This window comes from Bradyrhizobium sp. 956_D2_N1_4 (assembly GCF_052076025.1).
Classification (GTDB): Bacteria; Pseudomonadota; Alphaproteobacteria; order Rhizobiales; family Xanthobacteraceae; genus Bradyrhizobium; species Bradyrhizobium barranii.
The window spans coordinates 6,361,609-6,379,850 of record NZ_CP197237.1; the positions used below are offsets into that span (position 1 = coordinate 6,361,609).

The 18,242-nt window shown below is 62.2% G+C and carries 14 protein-coding genes, 1 tRNA gene and 1 pseudogene; 9 read left to right on the forward strand and 7 right to left on the reverse strand.

All coding sequences use genetic code 11. The annotated features are described in order from the left end of the window. Window positions 1–118: 118 nt before the first annotated feature. Window positions 119–451: pseudogene (locus AB7535_RS30100) on the forward strand (ATP-dependent DNA ligase); the annotation flags it as partial. A gap of 695 nt (window positions 452–1,146) precedes the next feature. On the opposite strand, the gene AB7535_RS30105 reads toward AB7535_RS30100, so the two are convergent. Further along, window positions 1,147–2,370, reverse strand: coding sequence for an OpgC family protein (locus tag AB7535_RS30105; RefSeq protein WP_231143446.1), 1,224 nt, complete (start codon window positions 2,368–2,370; stop codon window positions 1,147–1,149). A gap of 845 nt (window positions 2,371–3,215) precedes the next feature. Here AB7535_RS30105 and AB7535_RS30110 point away from each other — a divergent pair. Beyond that, window positions 3,216–4,193, forward strand: coding sequence for an AraC family transcriptional regulator (locus AB7535_RS30110; RefSeq protein ID WP_231143447.1), 978 nt, complete (start codon window positions 3,216–3,218; stop codon window positions 4,191–4,193). 770 nt (window positions 4,194–4,963) lie between these two features. Here AB7535_RS30110 and AB7535_RS30115 read toward each other — a convergent pair. Together AB7535_RS30115 and AB7535_RS30120 are read right to left on the reverse strand one after the other, a co-directional pair. Beyond that, entirely contained in the window at window positions 4,964–5,782 is an 819-nt protein-coding gene (locus AB7535_RS30115) for a BA14K family protein (protein WP_231143448.1), read from the reverse strand. Between the two features lie 251 nt (window positions 5,783–6,033). Further along, entirely contained in the window at window positions 6,034–6,828 is a 795-nt protein-coding gene (locus AB7535_RS30120) for a class I SAM-dependent methyltransferase (protein ID WP_014493350.1), read from the reverse strand. A gap of 1,108 nt (window positions 6,829–7,936) precedes the next feature. On the opposite strand from AB7535_RS30120, the gene AB7535_RS30125 reads away from it, so the two are divergent. The 3 genes from AB7535_RS30125 to AB7535_RS30135 all read left to right on the forward strand — a co-directional run bounded on the left by AB7535_RS30125 (window position 7,937) and on the right by AB7535_RS30135 (window position 10,085). Next, a complete protein-coding gene (locus AB7535_RS30125) occupies window positions 7,937–8,950 on the forward strand; it encodes a helix-turn-helix transcriptional regulator (protein WP_081369135.1) in 1,014 nt (337 codons plus the stop codon). 169 nt (window positions 8,951–9,119) lie between these two features. After that, a complete protein-coding gene (locus tag AB7535_RS30130; protein ID WP_231143449.1) occupies window positions 9,120–9,470 on the forward strand; it encodes a hypothetical protein in 351 nt (116 codons plus the stop codon). 36 nt (window positions 9,471–9,506) lie between these two features. After that, window positions 9,507–10,085 carry a hypothetical protein gene (locus tag AB7535_RS30135; protein WP_231143450.1) on the forward strand — a complete coding sequence of 193 codons (579 nt, stop codon included), beginning with the start codon at window positions 9,507–9,509 and terminating at the stop codon, window positions 10,083–10,085. A 317-nt stretch (window positions 10,086–10,402) separates the two neighbouring features. On the opposite strand, the gene AB7535_RS30140 is transcribed toward AB7535_RS30135, so the two are convergent. The 4 genes from AB7535_RS30140 to mnmA form a co-directional block, all read right to left on the reverse strand. Then, window positions 10,403–10,479 (reverse strand) — tRNA-Met (locus AB7535_RS30140). Window positions 10,480–10,742: 263 nt separating this feature from the next. Continuing rightward, window positions 10,743–11,105: a hypothetical protein gene (locus AB7535_RS30145; protein ID WP_231143451.1), complete on the reverse strand. Its 363-nt coding sequence runs from the start codon at window positions 11,103–11,105 to the stop codon at window positions 10,743–10,745. Window positions 11,106–11,285: 180 nt separating this feature from the next. Continuing rightward, entirely contained in the window at window positions 11,286–11,924 is a 639-nt protein-coding gene (locus tag AB7535_RS30150; protein WP_063981205.1) for a class I SAM-dependent methyltransferase, read from the reverse strand. Between the two features lie 21 nt (window positions 11,925–11,945). Continuing rightward, a complete protein-coding gene (gene mnmA, locus AB7535_RS30155) occupies window positions 11,946–13,127 on the reverse strand; it encodes a tRNA 2-thiouridine(34) synthase MnmA (protein ID WP_085399142.1) in 1,182 nt (393 codons plus the stop codon). A gap of 357 nt (window positions 13,128–13,484) precedes the next feature. Between mnmA and AB7535_RS30160 the strand changes: the two genes are divergently transcribed. The 4 genes from AB7535_RS30160 (at window position 13,485) to fliF (ending at window position 18,239) form a co-directional block, all read left to right on the forward strand. Continuing rightward, window positions 13,485–15,053, forward strand: a complete 1,569-nt coding sequence (locus AB7535_RS30160) for a flagellar hook-length control protein FliK (RefSeq protein WP_231143452.1) — start codon at window positions 13,485–13,487, stop codon at window positions 15,051–15,053. A gap of 13 nt (window positions 15,054–15,066) precedes the next feature. Further along, window positions 15,067–15,774: a flagellar hook assembly protein FlgD gene (locus AB7535_RS30165; RefSeq protein WP_085399144.1), complete on the forward strand. Its 708-nt coding sequence runs from the start codon at window positions 15,067–15,069 to the stop codon at window positions 15,772–15,774. Window positions 15,775–16,164: 390 nt separating this feature from the next. After that, a complete protein-coding gene (gene sciP / locus AB7535_RS30170) occupies window positions 16,165–16,440 on the forward strand; it encodes a CtrA inhibitor SciP (RefSeq protein ID WP_002714638.1) in 276 nt (91 codons plus the stop codon). Between the two features lie 188 nt (window positions 16,441–16,628). Further along, window positions 16,629–18,239 (forward strand): flagellar basal-body MS-ring/collar protein FliF, encoded by a 1,611-nt coding sequence (fliF, locus tag AB7535_RS30175; protein WP_439037440.1) that lies wholly within the window; start codon window positions 16,629–16,631, stop codon window positions 18,237–18,239. Window positions 18,240–18,242: the final 3 nt, after the last annotated feature.

Sequence of the window (18,242 nt, forward strand, 5' to 3'; positions counted from 1 at the left end):
GCTGATCAGGGCGCCCTTCTGGCAGTTCCGCTGCGGCCCGCCCAAGGGTGAGCTTACAGGCAGGGCTCCGGTCGATTGTGCCAGATACCGGGAACTCCACGGCCGGAAGCCGGTCTGGGCCGTGGTGCTTGGCGTGGACGGCGTCTCAGACTTCAACGCCCTGCACTCCCGCCGGCACGACGACGAGGTTCAGCTCTATGCATTCGACATTCTGGCGCTCGGCGGCGAGGATCTGCGCCAGCTGCCGTTGACGATGCGCAAGACCAACCTAACCCGCTTGTTACGTGGCCGTCCGGATGGCATCTTTGTCGCACCGTTTGAGGGCGGGCGAATTGGGCCGGACCTATTCAAGGCAGCCTGTGGCATGGGCCTTGAGGGATTGGTCTCGAAACGTCGCGATCGCCGCTACATCGCGGGCCGCACGAAGGAATGGATCAACGTGAAGAATTGAACCCACCCGGCTAAGTCTAGGGAGTTTTGATACGAATGTCGGATTGGGCAGTCACCAGGTTTTCGCGTGCTGTCCGTATTTAACCACCCGATGTCCTAATTGATTGAATGACGTGAAATAGGCCGCCAATTTATTTTATAGGAGGAGCCCCGCATGTGGACCTTGGTTTTCATCACGGCTTTGGTGGGAGTCCCCCCGACCAACGGAGTTCACTCTACGGTCACAACCTTCAAGTTCGACACGCAAGAACAATGCGATGTTGCGGCTAAACAATTGAACATCCCGAAGCCGTATCTGACTCAGCGGTCTGCGGCGATCATCGTGTCGACTGAGTGCATTGTGGGCGCGAAGTAGGACACTCCACGTTTCAGCTTGGAATGCTGACGCCTAAATACGGACAGTACCTATGGGAAGCGCCAGCTAGGCGATCTCAAGCCGCTTACGAACCGCCTCGACCAGCGCATATCCCGCGGCCGTCAGATGAATGCCATCAGGGAGGAAATAGGCACGCGTCGGAATGCTGCGGGCGCTGAACCACGGCAAGCCGGCGCCGTTCAGGAAGAGGACCGCGCGCGCCTATCGGGTGATCCAGTAGATCTCTACATCTGCCAGACGGTCGCCTCCTCGTGCGTCCACGCTGCGTAGAGTGCGCGGATCGCCTTCAGGCGGTCATGGTAGCCGGGCGGTTACGTCAGCTAAGGGCCAAGAGCTTCCCTGCGCGCTCCATCCGCAACCTGCCAGCTAGAGAATACGGACCCGATCTTCTCGGTCGATTGCGTCCACCCGGGGTAATGACCGCGTCTGACGCTGATCCGGTTCAGCAGCATCGCGACGACGATCATCGCCAGGATTCCAGCAAGACTGAGCACGATCTGCATCGCAGGCCGGTCCGAAATGTCAAGCAGCGTCAGGTGGCTGGCCAGCGCCAGGAGGACGCCGAGACAGTAGATTGGCAGCGAATTCTCGCCACAGCACCTAGCGCAGCGCATGACTGGTGTCGCTAGCCCTCGCCAATCCCGAGGAATGAACCATAGCACCACAGTTGCAATAGCCAAGAAATGCAGCAGCCGGAACGGACTGAGATTCGATTTATCTAGCGGGAAGAGCAGGTTCGTCAAATTTTGCGGGACCAGCGGTTTGCCGCTGCAACTCAGCGTCAGGACCAGGCCAAAAGCCAGATAGACAACAGCAAGAGTAAGCGTCGTGCGCGACGTCACCCAGGGCCAGACCCTCTCCCCTCCGATGACGCACCAGGCGCCCAGCACGATCAAAAGCTGCCAAGCCAACGGGTTGAAGAACCAGGCGCCGCTGGGCCAGGCTGGAACGCTCCAGCCGAAGATGTGCACGAGCGCATAAAGCAACAGCGAAACACCAAGCGTAACGTTTGGTGCACGCAGCAGCAGCCACAACAGCGGCGCGAACAACACGTGAAAGATGACGAAAGTCGGCAAGACGTCGGTGTTGACAGGGCGATATTGCAGGATTGCGGCATGCGCAAGCGTCGCGCCCGGATGATCGAGCAGAATCCGCGTATTGCTCTCGTCGGCAAGCCGATCGCTGCCCGCGAGGTAGACGAGGACGGTGCAAGCGAGCGTGAGCAGCAGAAACGCGGCATAGATGTCCCATCCCCGCCGCAGCGAACGACCAATCATGCCGCTCCAGCCCTCGCGCTGACGTGCCCTGCCGTAGGCCAGCGCGCAGGTCACGCCCGAAATGAACATGAATATTTCGGCGGCATCGCAGAAGCCGTAGTTGCGCGGTGTCAGCCAGCTTCCGATGTTGTTGGGAACATGATCAAGAAAGATCCACCATAGCGCGATCCCTCGACAGACATCGATGCGCAGGTCGCGGCCAGCCCCCCTGAACTCCGGCGGAGTTTCGCCGATCAATCGCTTCGAGGTGTGAGTTCGATCGTGCATCTGTTTGACCTGCCGGCGTGCTCGCACATCGGTCGATGAGAGGCTCCGCTGCTCCGGGCTGGGGGTGCCGAGCGGGGTATCCGACCAAACGATGCGGTTACGAGCCTGAGCTACCTGATGGTTGGAGGCTCTTTCGTTCGCCAACCGGCGCTTTGATTGCCTGGGCCGGAAGCTTCGCCGTCCTCCCAAAACGTTTGCAATATGTCGTCGCTGGCAACCGGTATCAGAAGCTGCTTCCGCATTTCGGCGAGGCGGGCACGGCAATACTCACGGTAAAACATCTCGACTAGGGTGGACATGATCGAACCCTCGCTTGATCATCACCATTGACGATAGATTTCGACCATTTCAACCGGCGGTAAATATCAACGGCGCCGGAGTAGTTTGTGTCCGACGAACTCGGATGACGACGATGTGGCCGACGAGGCGCGACACAAAATCGGTATCAGAGAACGTCTAGTGCTGCAGGACAGTCTGTCCGCGGATCGTTGAGTTCGATCAATCGCGAGAATCATAGAAGCGGAGCTTACGGGTTCACCCCGCCAAGGATATCTAAACTAGATCCGATAACGGCAATCAGAAATAGAGCCATCACGACCGCCTCCTCATAAAGGAGATTTTTTGACGCCACGGCCTTCGCAATCACTATAAACCTAATTTCCGGCCGCTAAGTGAACGAGTTCACATCAGCATTGAACTTAGCTGAGCGAGACTAGCAGGCCAATGGCGTAGCTTCTTGGACTCTTGCGCACAGATCAAACAAGTTCGGTGCGCGAACTGCAAAATGCAGATACCGGTGAGTTTGTCGCATTTGATCCCGATGTCCAACAAGGCTGGAGGTCCCCATGTCTATGGACGCAGCCGAATTCGTATCACATCGATTCTCGACGCGGGAGTTTCCGGAGCGGATGCGAATCCCGCTATGGCGCGAGGACTTTGGGCGAGGCATAGTCCACGCTGATATTGAGCCGCTATCGAACACACCGTTTCAGGCCTACGCAACGCTGCAAGCGATCCGAGGTTTGCGCAGGCTCGCGCTCAAAGGCTCCCCTATGCGTTTCAAGCGCTTGCAGGCGAGCATCGCTGATGGTGATGACTCGATCGGAGTCATCCTCTGTTCTCCCGGCAAAAGTCAACTATCGCAGCGCTGTCAAGAAATCGAGCTTCACGCCAGCGACGCCATCGCAATTCTGCATTCCGAGCCGGTCACCGTCACCTATGTCGACGGATTGCTATTCGGCCTTGCCGTACCGCGCGACGCGCTTGCACAGCGCGTGACGAACGTCGAAAGCCGCGCCATGCGGCCGATTTCTCACCGAAGTGAAGCGCTCCGACTTCTCATGGCTTATCTCAAGTCGGCATTTACTGAGAGTGTTCTGGCCACCCCGAAGCTGCGAGATGCGGTCGTGGCTCACATCCACGATCTCCTGGCGCTCGCAATCGGCGAGTGCGCTCCCTTGGGCGAGAGCAGTGCGAGCGCTGTCGTGACTGCGCGCCACGGCGCCGCCCTCGATTACATCGAGACACACTTTCAAGAACCAGGGCTCAGCGTCGAGATGGTAGCTCGTTGCCAAGGCATCTCACCTCGCTATCTGCAGCGCCTGATGGCATCATCAGGATCATCGTTCACCGGGCACGTGAATGAGTTACGCCTCCAACGAGCGCTCAAACTGCTGACCGAGCCCAGCGCCAGCGCGCGGCTAATTTCCGATATCGCCCTAGAGGTCGGCTTCTCGGATGTTTCGCATTTCAATCGCTTGTTCCGAGCTCGCTTCGGCGATTCGCCGCGTGGCGTTCGTTGCGCCCGAAGGGATCCCAGCTGATCCATCTGCCCCAGATTGGCGCGTGCGCGTGACGGTCACCAATGAAGGCCGCCAATTCGTTCGCAGCTTTTGCGCCGCACGATACTGCAGGCTGTCCTCGCCCCGGCAAAGCTGGCTGCTCTCGGGCGCGTCAATGCCCCAGAGCCGGATGCGCGCTCCGTGGATTTCAAGAGTGTCGCCGTCGATGATGCTGGCTTGGCCGATTAGGTCAACAGTGAAAGCTGCGCTCGTACACGCCACGAGCGACAACAAGGCGGCGGCGCAATATCGCAAGGCCGCTAGGCACAAATCCAAATGATCACCAGCGTTATCGGCAGGCTGATACCTAATGTGCCACCAATCATCAACGCGAACGCAGAAAGCAAATTCCCATCAGGCTTTGCTGCTCGGTCGGACATAGCCCGTTACTCCATCGAGCTGCCCCGAGAGGAGGCTGAACGGTTATGGTTAAGGAAAGGTTAATTCGCCTTTTTTCTTAGCGAATGCTGGGGCTTATGCGGCAGCGCGATTTTCCTTATCCTCACCCCGCATCACGATCTTAAGCGTGTTGTCCGGCAATGGCCGCTGCAACGCCTTGGCCTCATCCCACGGCGCGCGCATCCAGACATCGCGTTCTTCATCGGTGGTCAGGATCAGGCCTTCGCATGGATCGACAAGACGACACGTTCGGTGACGTCGTCGGGAAGCCGCAGCAGACGAGTGAGGGCGGCTGCATCTCGCTGCCATAGCGGCAGGTCAGCTAGACTTGTTGCCGAAACACCGCCCCGCACTTATGGGCAGGAACGCCGCCGTCCGTCATAGCCGATGTAAGTCCCGGAAGCCGGATCGTAGGTCTGAAAGTGCTGGCAGCCGTAGCCCCCGCGCGGTTTGTGTTCAACGCGAGCTGATTCGCCTGGTTTAATTGCCGATTTGCTGTTCTCCGTGGCCACGTCCGGTTGACCTGCGGTCTGGGCGGGGTTCACGAAGGCGGCGTAGCTGTTTGCCCAGGCAGGCAAGGAGACACCGGGCCTCTCTTCCACAACGGCAGGTTTCTGTTCCATGGAGCGCCGCGCGTCCGCCAGTTCGGTTGCAAGCGCTTCGGCCCTGTCGTGCTCCTGCTGCAGAGACTGCCACAGTACCGCCGTCGCGCTGTCGACCGCTTGGCTGAACCGGTGCGCCTCGCCGTTGGGCATCGACAGCAGTTTCCCGACGTACCGCCATGCCTTCACAAGTTCTTTTTCGAGCGCCTCAGCCCTGGCGTGCTCTTGCTGCAGAGACTGCCGCAGTTCCGCTGTCGCGCTGTCGACCGCCTGCTTGAGCTGCGCCGCCTCGTCGCCCTTCGAGAATGGCGTCTGTTGCGCCATGACCGGCGGGACGATCGTGATGAGCTTAGATAAATCCTGCTGAGTGGCGTATCGTGCCACATAGGCGACGACGTCGGCGTTGAGACAGAACCCGATGAGTGCCGCCGCGACGAGGGTTCGGGCGATCCAGGAAATTGCAAATCCCCGCCGCGCGTGTGACGCCTCGAGGATGACGACGTTTGGTGCGGTCTTAATCGTATGGCGCATGTAAACCACCGCCGGGTTATCAGGCCATTGCTTCTTCACTTCGCCGGAAGCCTAACCCCACCCGTTGTGCGCCTCAAGTTTGGTGTTACTCCTCCGTGATAGCTCCGGTTGCGCGGCGATGCGCCGCCCCGAGCGGGAGAGGCAAGCCGCTACCGATTGCGGTGGACAACGTGCCGGACACAACGGAGGCCCCCGCGTTGACGCGCTCGCGTCGAGGTCGATGATGGGACGCTTGGTCCACTGCGGATGCGTTTCCCAGGATGGCTGATGGGCACGCAGTGCCGGGTGCGTTATTTTCGAGTTCCAATCGTACAGAGATAGTCGCGCGGCATGGCTAACCCGACCGGCGAGCGGTGCTTCTCATGCATCGCGATGAAGTCTCGCTGAAGTGCCGTGCGCCTTTCAGGGTCGAGCGACGCAGCCAACGTTTTTGTTGGACCATAGCCAGTCACAAATATGTCCCATACCGTTTGGCCGCTCGGCATGCGGAGTACCGTGGTGCCAGGTTCAAAGGCCAGATCGAATGTATCGCCAAGCAATTCCCGAACGCGGCCTTCCCGGCCCCACGCGAATGGCGAAGGAGGAGGATTGTCAGGCGGTGGCGGCATGTATGGCCGCATTGTCTGGAATATTTCTTCAACCGCGCTGCCAGGCAGCCAAGTGACCAACCCCAGTCGCCCGCCCTTGCGCGTGACACGTGCCAACTCGGCAGCTGCAGCCTCGGGGCGCGAGACAAACATGACACCGAACGTCGAAGTCACACAGTCAAAGCTTTGATCCGGAAATTCCAGCGCTTCGGCATCGCCGACCTTGAAGTCGATCTCCGGTGCAATCAGTTTCGCCGCCTCGATAACGCCTTCACCAATATCGATACCAGTCACCTTTGCGCCTCGATTAGATAACCGCCGCGCAGTCCAGCCCGTGCCTGTCGCAACGTCAAGGATGCGCTCTCCCGGTTGCGGCCAGATTCGATTCACGACGTGATCAATGGCGTCTGCTATACTTTGGCTCACGGTATCGTAGGACGCGCCGCCGGAACCCCAAGTCGCGGCGGGTTTGAGGTTATGAGCAAGAATTTGCGCCATGAAATTTACTCCTCGATCTCGATGGAATAATCAGCTCAGTCGCTTGAGCCCGGCGTGATGAGAACATTGGCACGCAAGACGAACCTCAACCACAGTTTACAAATCGGTTGCGGCACAATGTCTCAGTTCAAGGTAGACCGCCTAGCGCGATGATGAGCGCGCGTCCGAAACAGATGCATGTCCTCTGCAACTGCAACCACGGATTTTCTCGCGCCAGATAATCTCGATAGGTTCGGCCGCACGGTCCCCGCGCTTTTCGTCGCCCTCCATAGGACCCTCGACCATCCTGTCGTGTCCGTGCGATGCACGACGTGGAAGCTATCGCGTCCTGCGAGGACATCAGTTTTGACGCATCCGCTAAATTGGGTCTGGATCGCTGCTACATGCGAAATTGATTATAGCTGCGCACGCGCGCGTCATTGGTTGTGAGGGGTTCAAATCATGACGAAGCACTTTTCGAGGCGCATCATGACTGATGTGCTCGTAGTCCTAGTATCTGTAGTGATGATCACGATTGCAGTGACATTTTTGGGCGATCCCATTCGGGCCCGCATCGCTGCTTCTATCCCAACCCCATTCGATCTTGCGATGGTCAAGACACTCGCAACCGCTGAACCGAGCAAACTGAGCCTTCCGCGCGCGCAACCGAGTTGCCGGCTTCGTTCCGCTCCTCTGCAATGGAACGTAGACTGGCTTTTCCGGCCGCCCGCAGCTCGCGGATGATGTGGGCTTGCTAAAGAAGCAAGCCGTCTCGGTTGGCGGCCTTTAGGCACGACGTTTTCTTCACCTTTTGAGGAGTGACGCCAGTCGTATCGGCTGTGGATCACACATGCGCATCCTGAACGTTGCTCACGCAAATTCTTCGTGCCCTTGCGGCATTTCGCGCATCATAGCAACCTCGATGCGAACCGTGTCGGCATCGAAAGCCTGACGGGAAATTCCTCATCATTTTCTTGAGGTCCCTACCTCCATTTGTAATCCACCTCACACCTGCAGCGAAGCTGCGGTCCGATATTGTCTCAGTCTTGGCGTCATTCGAGGAATTTACAGATTTCGTTCGGGCGCTCAGTCGTTCTTGCGTGGTTGGGCACTGAAACGGGAGGCCGGCATGCCAACGTCATCTCCCCTTGTGCGATGGTCGACTGAGATGCTGCCGGAGCGAACAAGGTTCTCCACGTTCCGTGAAGAGTTTACGCGGCTGAACCTCGCCTTGGACGTGATAGATCACAGCGGCGGCCGCCCGCGTATCAATGTCACCTACTTGCCGCTCGGCCCGGTTGGCGTTTGTAGCATTGTCACCACGCCGGTGGAGTTTATCCGTCACAAACGCCACCTCAAGGATAGCCGTGACCAATTCGGACTTAACATCGTCGAAGCTGGCCCGGTCCAATTTGCAAATGCTGGCCAAGAACATGTCTATGATGCCGGCGCCGCTTGTTTGGTTGACCGGGGAAGGCTGCTGCGAGTATTTGGGTCGCGTGGCGCCAGCGTCAAATTCGTGACCGTGCCGGCTGCCGCCCTTAGGTCGCTGGTTGCACAGCCGGAAGATCTATCAGGTCGGCCGGTGCGTCCTGGACCGGCGCTTCGCCTGCTCCACCTCTACCTGCAATCGCTCGCATCCTTCAAAGAACCTCCGTCATCAAAACTCGCCTCCACCGTCGGCACACATCTCCTCGATCTTGTGGCCGCGACGCTCGGGCCGACCGTCGAAGCTGCAAACCTCGTTACGGAGCGTGGTGTGAAGGCCGCCAAGCTGCAGGCGATCCTGGCGGAGGTCGCGCAACGCTTCGGCGATCCCAATGTCGATCTGAACAATGTTGCTGGAGCGCTCGGTATGTCGCGGCGATACGTGCAAAAGTTGCTCGAAGAGACCGGAAAGTCGTTCACCGAGCACCTTGCAGCGTGTCGGCTTGAGCGTGCCTTCGCGATGTTGACTGACCCGCACCATCTGCATTTGGCCATCATCGATATCGCGTTTGCAGTCGGCTTTGGTGATGTTTCTCATTTCAATCGCTCGTTCCGCCGACACTTCGGCGAGACGCCATCAGGCGTGCGCGCCGCATCGATGGTGCGGCAGAAGTCATCCTGCGCCTCCTCACAATGCGCGGGCGAAGGCCGCTGAAAACGCGGACAGTTCGACCTCGCGGGACGGCAGGCAGCGCGCACCGGGCTACAGGGCTGAAAGAGTTCCTTCACCTTGATCTATGGAATACGCGAACTGGCCATAACCGGGACCGCATCGCGTTGAAGAATGAGACCGTCGCTGCTGGGGGCCAAACGGAGACAATCCGATGAACACTCGGACACTTGCTGCAGCGCTCGTGGGAGCAACTCTGTTCGGCCTTACCGCTGCGCAGGCCGCGCCGAAGCCCAAGGCGAAACAGGCGGGCGCGGTCACGGTCACGGTCACCGTGACGAACTCGCGCAAAGCGGATCTAGTCCAGCTGGAGGCGGCCAAGTCCGGGTCGCCAGACTGGAAGGAAGTACTCGGCCCGCTGAAATCCGGCAAGCAAGCGTCGGCTAAACTGCCACAGGCCAGCGATTGCCGCTTCGATCTGCGCGGGAGGTTCGACGACGGCCAGTCGACGGATGCCTCCGGCATCAACGTCTGCGCCGATAAGACGCTCAACCTGACCGATTGACACAGGCTCTTTTATCGCGCTCCGCATCAGCACGACGTGGCAGACGGCAGGCGCAAGTGGCTCCGGAGAGAAGAGCACGTCTTTGGTGCTCTCGAGATCAGCCACTATCGACCGAAACAGCGTCCGAACAGCGTGCGCATCGTCCATCCAAAGAATGACGAGGAAGCCTGGTGGCCGCTTTTCGATGAGACCGGCTCGACCTTGTTCCCGGAGCTGATGGCCGAGCTGAATGAAATCAAGCAGACGACCGTGTCCGGCCTGGTCTTTCGACGCGACCATTCGCACCGGAGGTCACCTACCCCGCTGCCATGGATCACAGCCAAGCAGGATCTTCGCTACCTGCGCGGGGTCGTGAAAAAGATCGTTCACGCTGCCGATCTTCGGGAAGAACTGTCCTTTACATCATTCCGCCACGGCGGGTTCACCGAGGGCGCCGACAGCGATCTGACGGACGCTGAGCTCAGGGCCGCGGGCCGCCATCGCTCATCGCGGCAGTTGCCGACCTATGCAAAGCGCACACGGAAACAGCTAATTTCCGGCACGAAGAAACGGCGTGAAGAAAAGTACAAAGACAGCCGGTTTGTCGGAATAGCCATGACCCGTCTGTCGGAATGACGACCGTGACAAACCCCTAAGCTATTGAAAAGCTTGGTGGGCGCACCACGGCTCGAACCTGGGAATCGGCAGCCGGACAACCACAAAGCATCGCACGGCGCTTCTGTTCCCTGCTCGATCTCACGACAAAGATTAGGCGAATCCTTCATGCGCTAGGCGAACGAAAGAGAGCCCGTCCAGCCCGTCGTAGTTGCAGACACCACTTTTCAGCAAGGATTCGATTGCCGTCGGGTCGGGGATGCGTGCTACCGATTTGCTACGAGACCGTTCGCGAGTTTTCTCGCGCAGCCTAACTGCCGGATACTACGATGGAATCGTGGTAGCGGGAGAGGGACTCGAACCCCCGACCCCAGGATTATGATTCCCGTGCTCTAACCAGCTGAGCTACCCCGCCACAGGGTCGCGAGGGCCGAATAAGGCCGATCTCGCGAACGCGCGGCATATAAGGAAGGGGGCGGCGGGCTGTCAAGCAAAGTGGACCGCCTTTTCCCGCCTTCGCCGAGGCTACGGCGGGGCAAGCCGGCTTGTGAATACTGGCCCATTTATCGCTGAATCCGTCATAGTTGGGTTTGTCCTGGCCACCACGCCCGCCGGCCCAAGAACGTGGATGCCCGGGACGAGCCCGGGCATGACGAGATTGGAGAGGGAAGAATCAGCCTATTTCGGCCGCACCGTCGGGTCGCCGCCGGGGCTGCCGGGGGGTGGGAGGACCGGCATGGCACCGTCCGTAGAGGGGGCCGGGGCGTGCATGTCGGGGTCGACGCCCGAGGGCGGGCAGAGCACGCCGTCGGACTTGGCCAGTTTGTCGCCGAGCGGTTCCCGGGACTGGCCGGTGGTGGTGCCGTCGGGCGCGGTGGCGCGGTTCGGGCGGTCCTGCGGCATGCAATTGGCGGCGTGCTGGGCCGATGGCGGCGCGGTCGCTTGCGGCGGCGTTGCAAGTCGCGGCGGGGCCTGCGCGATCGCGCTGCCTGAGGCGGCGATCAGGAGGCTGGCCAAGATGATGTTTGATGTCGTGCGCATGGGAGGGAAACGTCTCCGGCCATGCGGAGGTTCCGGCCGACGCACGGCGAATTGAAGCGCTGGAACGCCGCGGGTTTCGTCGCGGCGCATCCTTCGAGACGCCCGCTAGCGCGGGCTCCTCAGGATGAGGTCTCGATTCGGCAACAGTGCCCGCCAACGGCGCGATCGCGGCAAAACGCGTTACGATTTGACGTAGCGGATCAGCGAAAAGTGCCCCATCGGCGGCATCGGACGGCGCTCGGCGAGCGTGACGCCGCGGTGCCTGGCGGCCCAGTTGACGAGGCGGTCCCACGGGAATTCCGGGCGCCAGCCGAGGCGGCGGGCGATGGGGGCGAAGGCGAGCTCGAACAGCTTGCGCGGGCCACTCTCGGCGCCGATGTGGTTGACTAGGATCAGCTCGCCGCCGGGCTTGAGCACGCGCACGAACTCGTCGAGCGTGCCTTCGGGATCGGGCACGGCGGTGATGACATATTGCGCCACCACCGCGTCGAAGAAGTTTTCTGGGAAGGCGAGATTCTTGGCGTCCATCACCGAGAGCACCTCGACATTGCTAAGCCGCAGCGCGCGCACGCGCGCCTGCGCCTTGCGCAGCATCGGCTCGGAGATGTCGACGCCGCAGATTTTTGTCGTGCGCGAATAATCGGAGAGCGAAAGCCCTGTGCCGACGCCGACGTCGAGGATGCGGCCGCCGATGCGGTCGGCCTCCGCGATGGTCGACTGCCGTCCGGCGTCAAAGACCTTGCCGAACACGAGATCGTAGACCGGCGCCCAGCGGCCATAGGCCTTCTCGACCCCGGCCCGCGAGATGTCTGCTGCCATGCCCCCTGCCCCGGAAATTTTCTAGCCGCGTACCGCTTCCACCAGCGGCCTCGCAGTGCTCGTTGCGACTTTCGCGGCGGCGCTCTGGATGAAGCCGCCACCGAGCACGCGCGCCTGCCCCGAGGGCGCGTCGTAGAACACGCAGGCCTGGCCGGGCGAGACGCCCTCCTCGCCGGCGACGAGCTCGACTTCGTAATGGCCGTTGCCGCCGCGCAGCCAGGCCGGCTGCGGGCTGCGGGTCGAGCGGACGCGCACGAACATCTCGAGGCCAGCGCCGATGGCGCGGTCGATGTCGCCGTCGCCGATCCAGTTGACGTCGCGCAGCACGATGCGGTGCATCTTCAGCGCATCGCGCGGGCCGACGACGACGCGGCGGCCCGGGGCATCCAGCCGCACCACGAACAGCGGCGCGTGAGCGGCGATGCCGAGGCCGCGGCGCTGGCCGACGGTGAAATTGGCGATGCCGTTGTGCCGGCCGAGCACGCGTCCCTCGAGATCGACGATGTCACCGGGGTCCATCGCGTTCGGACGCAGGCGAGTGATGATGTCGGTGTAGCGGCCGGTCGGCACGAAGCAGATGTCCTGGCTGTCGTGCTTGTCGGCGACCGCGAGACCGAAGCGGCGCGCGAGCTCGCGCGTCTCGGGCTTGGTCATGTCGCCGAGCGGGAAGCGCAGGAAGTCGAGCTGCTCCTGCGTGGTCGCGAACAGGAAGTAGCTCTGGTCGCGGTCGCTGTCGGCGGCGCAGACCAGCGCGCGCGAGCCGTCGTCGCGGCGGCGCGAGGCGACGTAATGGCCGGTGGCCAGCGCCTGCGCGCCGAGTTCGCGCGCGGTCTTCAGCAGATCGCGGAACTTGACCGAGCGGTTGCACTCGATGCACGGCACCGGCGTCTCGCCGAGCGCGTAAGAGTCGGCGAAATTGTCGATGACGGACTCGCGAAAGCGATCCTCGTAGTCGAGCACGTAATGGGGAATGCCGAGCTTGGCGGCGACGTCGCGGGCGTCGTGGATGTCCTGGCCGGCGCAGCAGGCGCCCTTGCGGTGGGTCGCCGCGCCATGATCGTAGAGCTGCAGCGTGATGCCGACGACGTCATAGCCTTCGGCCTTGAGCAGCGCAGCCGTCGTCGAGGAATCGACGCCGCCCGACATGGCAACGACGACCCTGGTGTCCTCAGGACGGCCTTCGAGATCCAGACTGTTCAGCATGGGCCTTAAAGCGTTGTGACGGCGGCGTTCGCGATCCGCGATGACTTGGACATTCTTCGGCTTCCGGCGGGACATCGACGCTCCCCGGGAACTTTGGTTCCCCCGGGGGCACGACTGCCCGGTCGAAAGCGGCTGAGAGCAGCTCTTTAATATAGGCCGCATTCCGGTGAAGCAATCACGCGGGCGGCCGCTTAGGGCAATTCTTGCCGGGGAGGCAGAAATGGCGGGGCTCTTGCGTTCCTCGCGGCGGCGGCGAAAATCACCCAATTAATTGATTTTGCTAGATAAAATAGATCTTCAGGAAGCTGGCCCGCTCCTTGCTACCTCTATGCCGAAGATGTTTCCAAGAGGTTTTCCGTGGTCGGTCGGGCGTCAGACGTAGCAGCCAGCGTGCAAGTCCAGAGCGCGCAGCAAAAGCCTGCCCGGTCGCAGAGCTCCAAGGACACGTCCAGCAACGACTCCTTCGGCTCGCTGGTCGACAGCAACACCCAGGCGATCAGCAACAACGCGCCGCCGCAGGACACCGCGCCGCGCCGGACCGAGTCGTCGTCCGCCCCAGACAAGAGCCCGCGCGATACCGCCGCGACCGACCAGCCCTCGCAGAGCAAGGCGAACGACGACACCGACACATCGGCCCCCACCACGAACGACGCGACGGCCGATCCGGCCAAGCCAACCAAGACCAAGGACAAGTCCGAGACCTCCGACGCCAAATCGTCGGATAAAGCCGACGGCACCAAGGGCGACAAGACCGACGGCACCGTTGCCGCCACCGCCGATGCCGCCGTGCAGCCCGACGCGGCGCAGGTCGCTATGCCCGATCCGAACGCCATCGTGGTTGCCCCGCCCGTGGTGCCGGTCGATCCGAACGCGGCCGCGAGCCAGGCCAGCGATGCCGCCGCCTCGCCGCTGACCATTGCGGCCGCCGGCATCGCCGCCGGCGCCTCGACCGCGGCGCAGATCGCAGGCGGCAAGACCGACACCGCCACGGCGAGCGACAAGGGCGCCAAGACCGCGGGTGCCAAGGTCGATGCCGACACGACGACAACACTGGGCGATGCCGCCACCGGCACGACCGACGGCACCGCGACCGATGCCAAGACCAATGGCGGCCTGGTCGCCGCCGTGGACCAGGGCACGCCGAAGCCTTCGTTCAAGGCCGTCGCGACCGCGCAACGCGAGAGCGACGTCTCCAATATCGGCCAGGACGCGGGCAAGGCGAACGCCACGCAAACCGCGGCGACGACCGCGCATGCGCAAGCCGCCAAGCCGCAGGCCGAGGCGAACCCGACCGACCCGAAGACCGGCGCCTCCGACCGCTCCGACGCAACGCCGGCGACGGCAACCACGCACGCGCATGCCGACACGCAGGCCGCAGTGCCCACGACCGATACCGGCGCGCAGGCCGCCTCCGCCATCCAGGCGCCGCTGACCAATACGACGTCGGCCGCGACCGCATCGACCGCGACGCTCACCGCGACCGCGGCGAATTCCACGCCCGTGCCGATCAGCGGCGTGCCGGTCGAGATCGCCGCGGCCGCGCGCGCCGGCAAGACGCGTTTCGACATCAGCCTCGATCCGATCGACCTCGGCCGCATCGACGTCCGCATCAATGTCGACCGCAACGGCCAGGTCACCTCGCATCTCACCGTCGAGAAGCCGGAGACGCTGCAGATGCTGCGGCAGGACGCGCCGCAATTGCAGCGCGCGCTCGACGATGCCGGCCTCAAGACCGGCAGCAACGGGCTGTCCTTCAGCCTGCGCGACCAGAATTCATCGGGCCAGAATTCCGGCCAGAACAACGACAATGGCGGCAATGCCCGCCGGCTGATCATCAGCGAAGACGACACCGTTGCTGCGGCGCCCGTCGGGCGCGGCTACGGCCGCATGCTCGGATCGAGCAGCGGCGTCGACATCAGAGTGTGAGGAGTATTCGAACATGACCACCACGAATGCCGCCACCGCCCCGACGCCCGTCTCCGGGACCACCGACGTCCCGAAGTCGTCCTCGTCGAACTCGCTGAGCTCGAACACGGGCGCGACGCTCGCCGGCAACTTCCAGACCTTCCTGACGCTGCTGACGACGCAGCTGCAGAACCAGAACCCGCTCGATCCGCTCGACACCAACCAGTTCACCCAGCAGCTCGTGCAGTTCGCCGGCGTCGAGCAGCAGCTCAAGACCAACGATTCACTGTCCCAGCTCGTCACCCTGCAACAGACCACGCAGGCGACTCAGGCGCTGGGCTTCGTCGGCAAGACCGCGCTGGTCGACGGCTCGACCGCGACCATGACGAACTCGTCGGCGACCTGGCATCTCAACGTGCCGACCGACTCGACCGTCGACATCACGGTTGCCAATTCCACCGGCCAGACCGTGTTCACCGGCAAATATACCGCCGCCGCCGGCACCGACATTCCCTTCACCTGGAGCGGAATGGGCAATGACGGCACGCAATGGCCGGACGGCAAGTACACGATCACGGCGACGGGTAAGGATGTCGCGAACAACAACGTCGGCATCGCCGCGCAGGTGCAGGGCGTGGTGTCGTCCGTCGACCTGACCCAGTCGCCGCCGCTGCTCACCATCGACGGTGCCAGCTACACCCTGAGCCAGGTGAAGAGCATCATCGCCACCAGCAGCAACTAAAAGTGCGCGCCTCGCCACACACGAGATGTGATCCCCGCCTAGTGCGCAATTGCGCACGGGCGTGGGGATCCATCACCGCAGAACGTCGTTTTCGCGTGAGACCGTAACCCCGAGTCGTCGTCAAACTACTCGCTGGGGTTATGGGTCCCGGGCTCGCGCTACGCGCGCCCCGGGACGACAGTTGGGGCTTCGCCGGCTCCATTCGTTAGTAAAGTATTTACGAAGACCCCGCTCGGCCGGCTCGGATCATGGTGTCCAGCCCTCCGGGCCGGCTGTGTTCCAGCCATTTTCAACGAGAATTGTATTGAAGCCTTAGGCTTAGCGGATTTTTAAGCCCGCACGCGTAGGGTTACGGCGTGAGTTCAGTGGTTGAGAGTTTGTGAGTACGCCATGACAGAACCCCATCGCCCGAGGGTAAAATACGTCATCGGGCCGGACGGCAGTCCGCTGACGATCGCAGATCTGCCCGCACCCGGCACCAAACGCTGGGTCATCCGCCGCAAGGCCGAAGTCGTCGCCGCTGTGCGTGGCGGACTTCTCTCCCTCGAGGAGGCCTGCAGCCGTTATACCCTGACGGTCGACGAATTCCTCTCCTGGCAGTTTTCCATCGACCAGCACGGTCTGGCGGGTCTTCGCACCACCCGCATCCAGCAATATCGCCAGTAAGCGATCCGGAAATCTGCAGCTTTTGACGAAAATCGGCCTCGCACCGCGAGGCCGATTTTTTTCATGTTTCCTTTTGGCGCGACTTTTGTCCCAGCTCTTAACCTTCGTTAACCATATCGAAACCATCACCTAGGCAATAATTGCCCAGTCGACCGCTCGGTTGCGGGTCGAAGCTTCGGGGCGGTTGCTTGCAAGGTCTTGCGGACTTTTTGAAGGGTATCGGCGCCGCCCGGTTCGGGGCGATGATCGCGGTCACCGCCGCGCTCATCGGCTTTTTCGCGTTCGTCATCATGCGCGTGACCACGCCGCAGATGACGACGCTGTTCACCGACCTCTCGGTCGAGGATTCTTCCGGCATTATCAAGGATTTGGAGCGACAGGGCATCCAGTTCGAGCCGCGCAATGAAGGCAGCATCATCATGGTGCCCAAGGACAAGGTCACGCGCCTGCGGATGAAGCTCGCCGAGGGCGGCCTGCCCAAGGGCGGCGGCGTCGGCTACGAAGTGTTCGACAAGTCGGATGCGCTCGGCACCACCTCTTTCGTCCAGAACATCAACCATCTCCGCGCGCTCGAAGGCGAGCTCGCCCGTACCATACGCGCCATCGACCGCATCCAGGCCGCTCGCGTCCACCTCGTGCTGCCCGAGCGCCCGCTGTTCTCGCGCGAGGCGCCGGAGCCGTCGGCCTCGATCGTCGTGCGGGTCCGCGGCTCGCTCGAGGCCCAGCAGATCCGTGCCATCCGTCACCTCGTCGCCTCCGCCGTCAACGGGCTGAAGCCGCAGCGCGTCTCGATCGTCGACGAGGCCGGCTCTTTGCTCGCCGACGGCGCCGCGACCGATCCGGAGCAGGCGGTCGGCGACGAGCGCCGCACCGCCTTCGAGAAGCGGATCCGCAAGCAGGTCGAGGACATCGTCTCCTCCGTGGTCGGCTCCGGCCGCGCTCGCGTCCAGCTCTCCGCCGATTTCGACTTCAACAAGATCACCCAGACCTCGGACAAGTTCGATCCCGAGGGCCGCGTGCTGCGCTCGAGCCAGACCCGGGAAGAGAGCAGCCTCACCGCCGACAACAACGGCCAGGTCACCGTCAACAACGAGCTGCCCGGCAACCAGCAGAACAGCGGTCCGACGGCGAAGGACCAGAGCAAGAAGACCGAAGAGACCAACAATTACGAGATCTCCCGCACCACCAAGACCGAGGTGACCGAGGCCGGCCGGGTCAACCGCATCTCGGTCGCGGTGCTGGTCGACGGCATCTATTCCAAGAACGACAAGGGCGAGCTCGCCTACACGGACCGCACCAAGGAACAGCTCGACCGCATCGCCACCCTGGTGCGCTCGGCGATCGGCTTCGACCAGAAGCGCGGCGACCAGGTCGAGGTCGTCAACCTGCGCTTTGCCGACGCCCCCTCAACCGCCCCGATCGCCGAGCCCTCCGGTTTCCTCGGCATGCTCCAGTTCACCAAGGACGACGTCATGTACTTCGTCGAGCTCGGCGTGATGATGCTGCTCGGCCTGGTCGTGCTGTTCCTGGTGATCCGGCCGCTGGTCAAGCGCATCCTCGCCTCCGAGGAGGTCGCCGCCGCGATCTCCGGCGCCCTCGCCGGCCCCGCCGCTTCGGAGGAGGCCGCGCCTGCCGGGCAGGCGCTGCTGCCGGGCGGCGCCGCGAGCGCGATCGACGTCGCCACCATTCAGGGCCAGGTCCATGCCCAGTCCGTTCATCGCGTCGGCGAGCTCGCCGAGCGCAACCCCAACGAAACCGTCGCCATCATCCGCCAATGGCTGACCGAACCCGCGAAATAATCG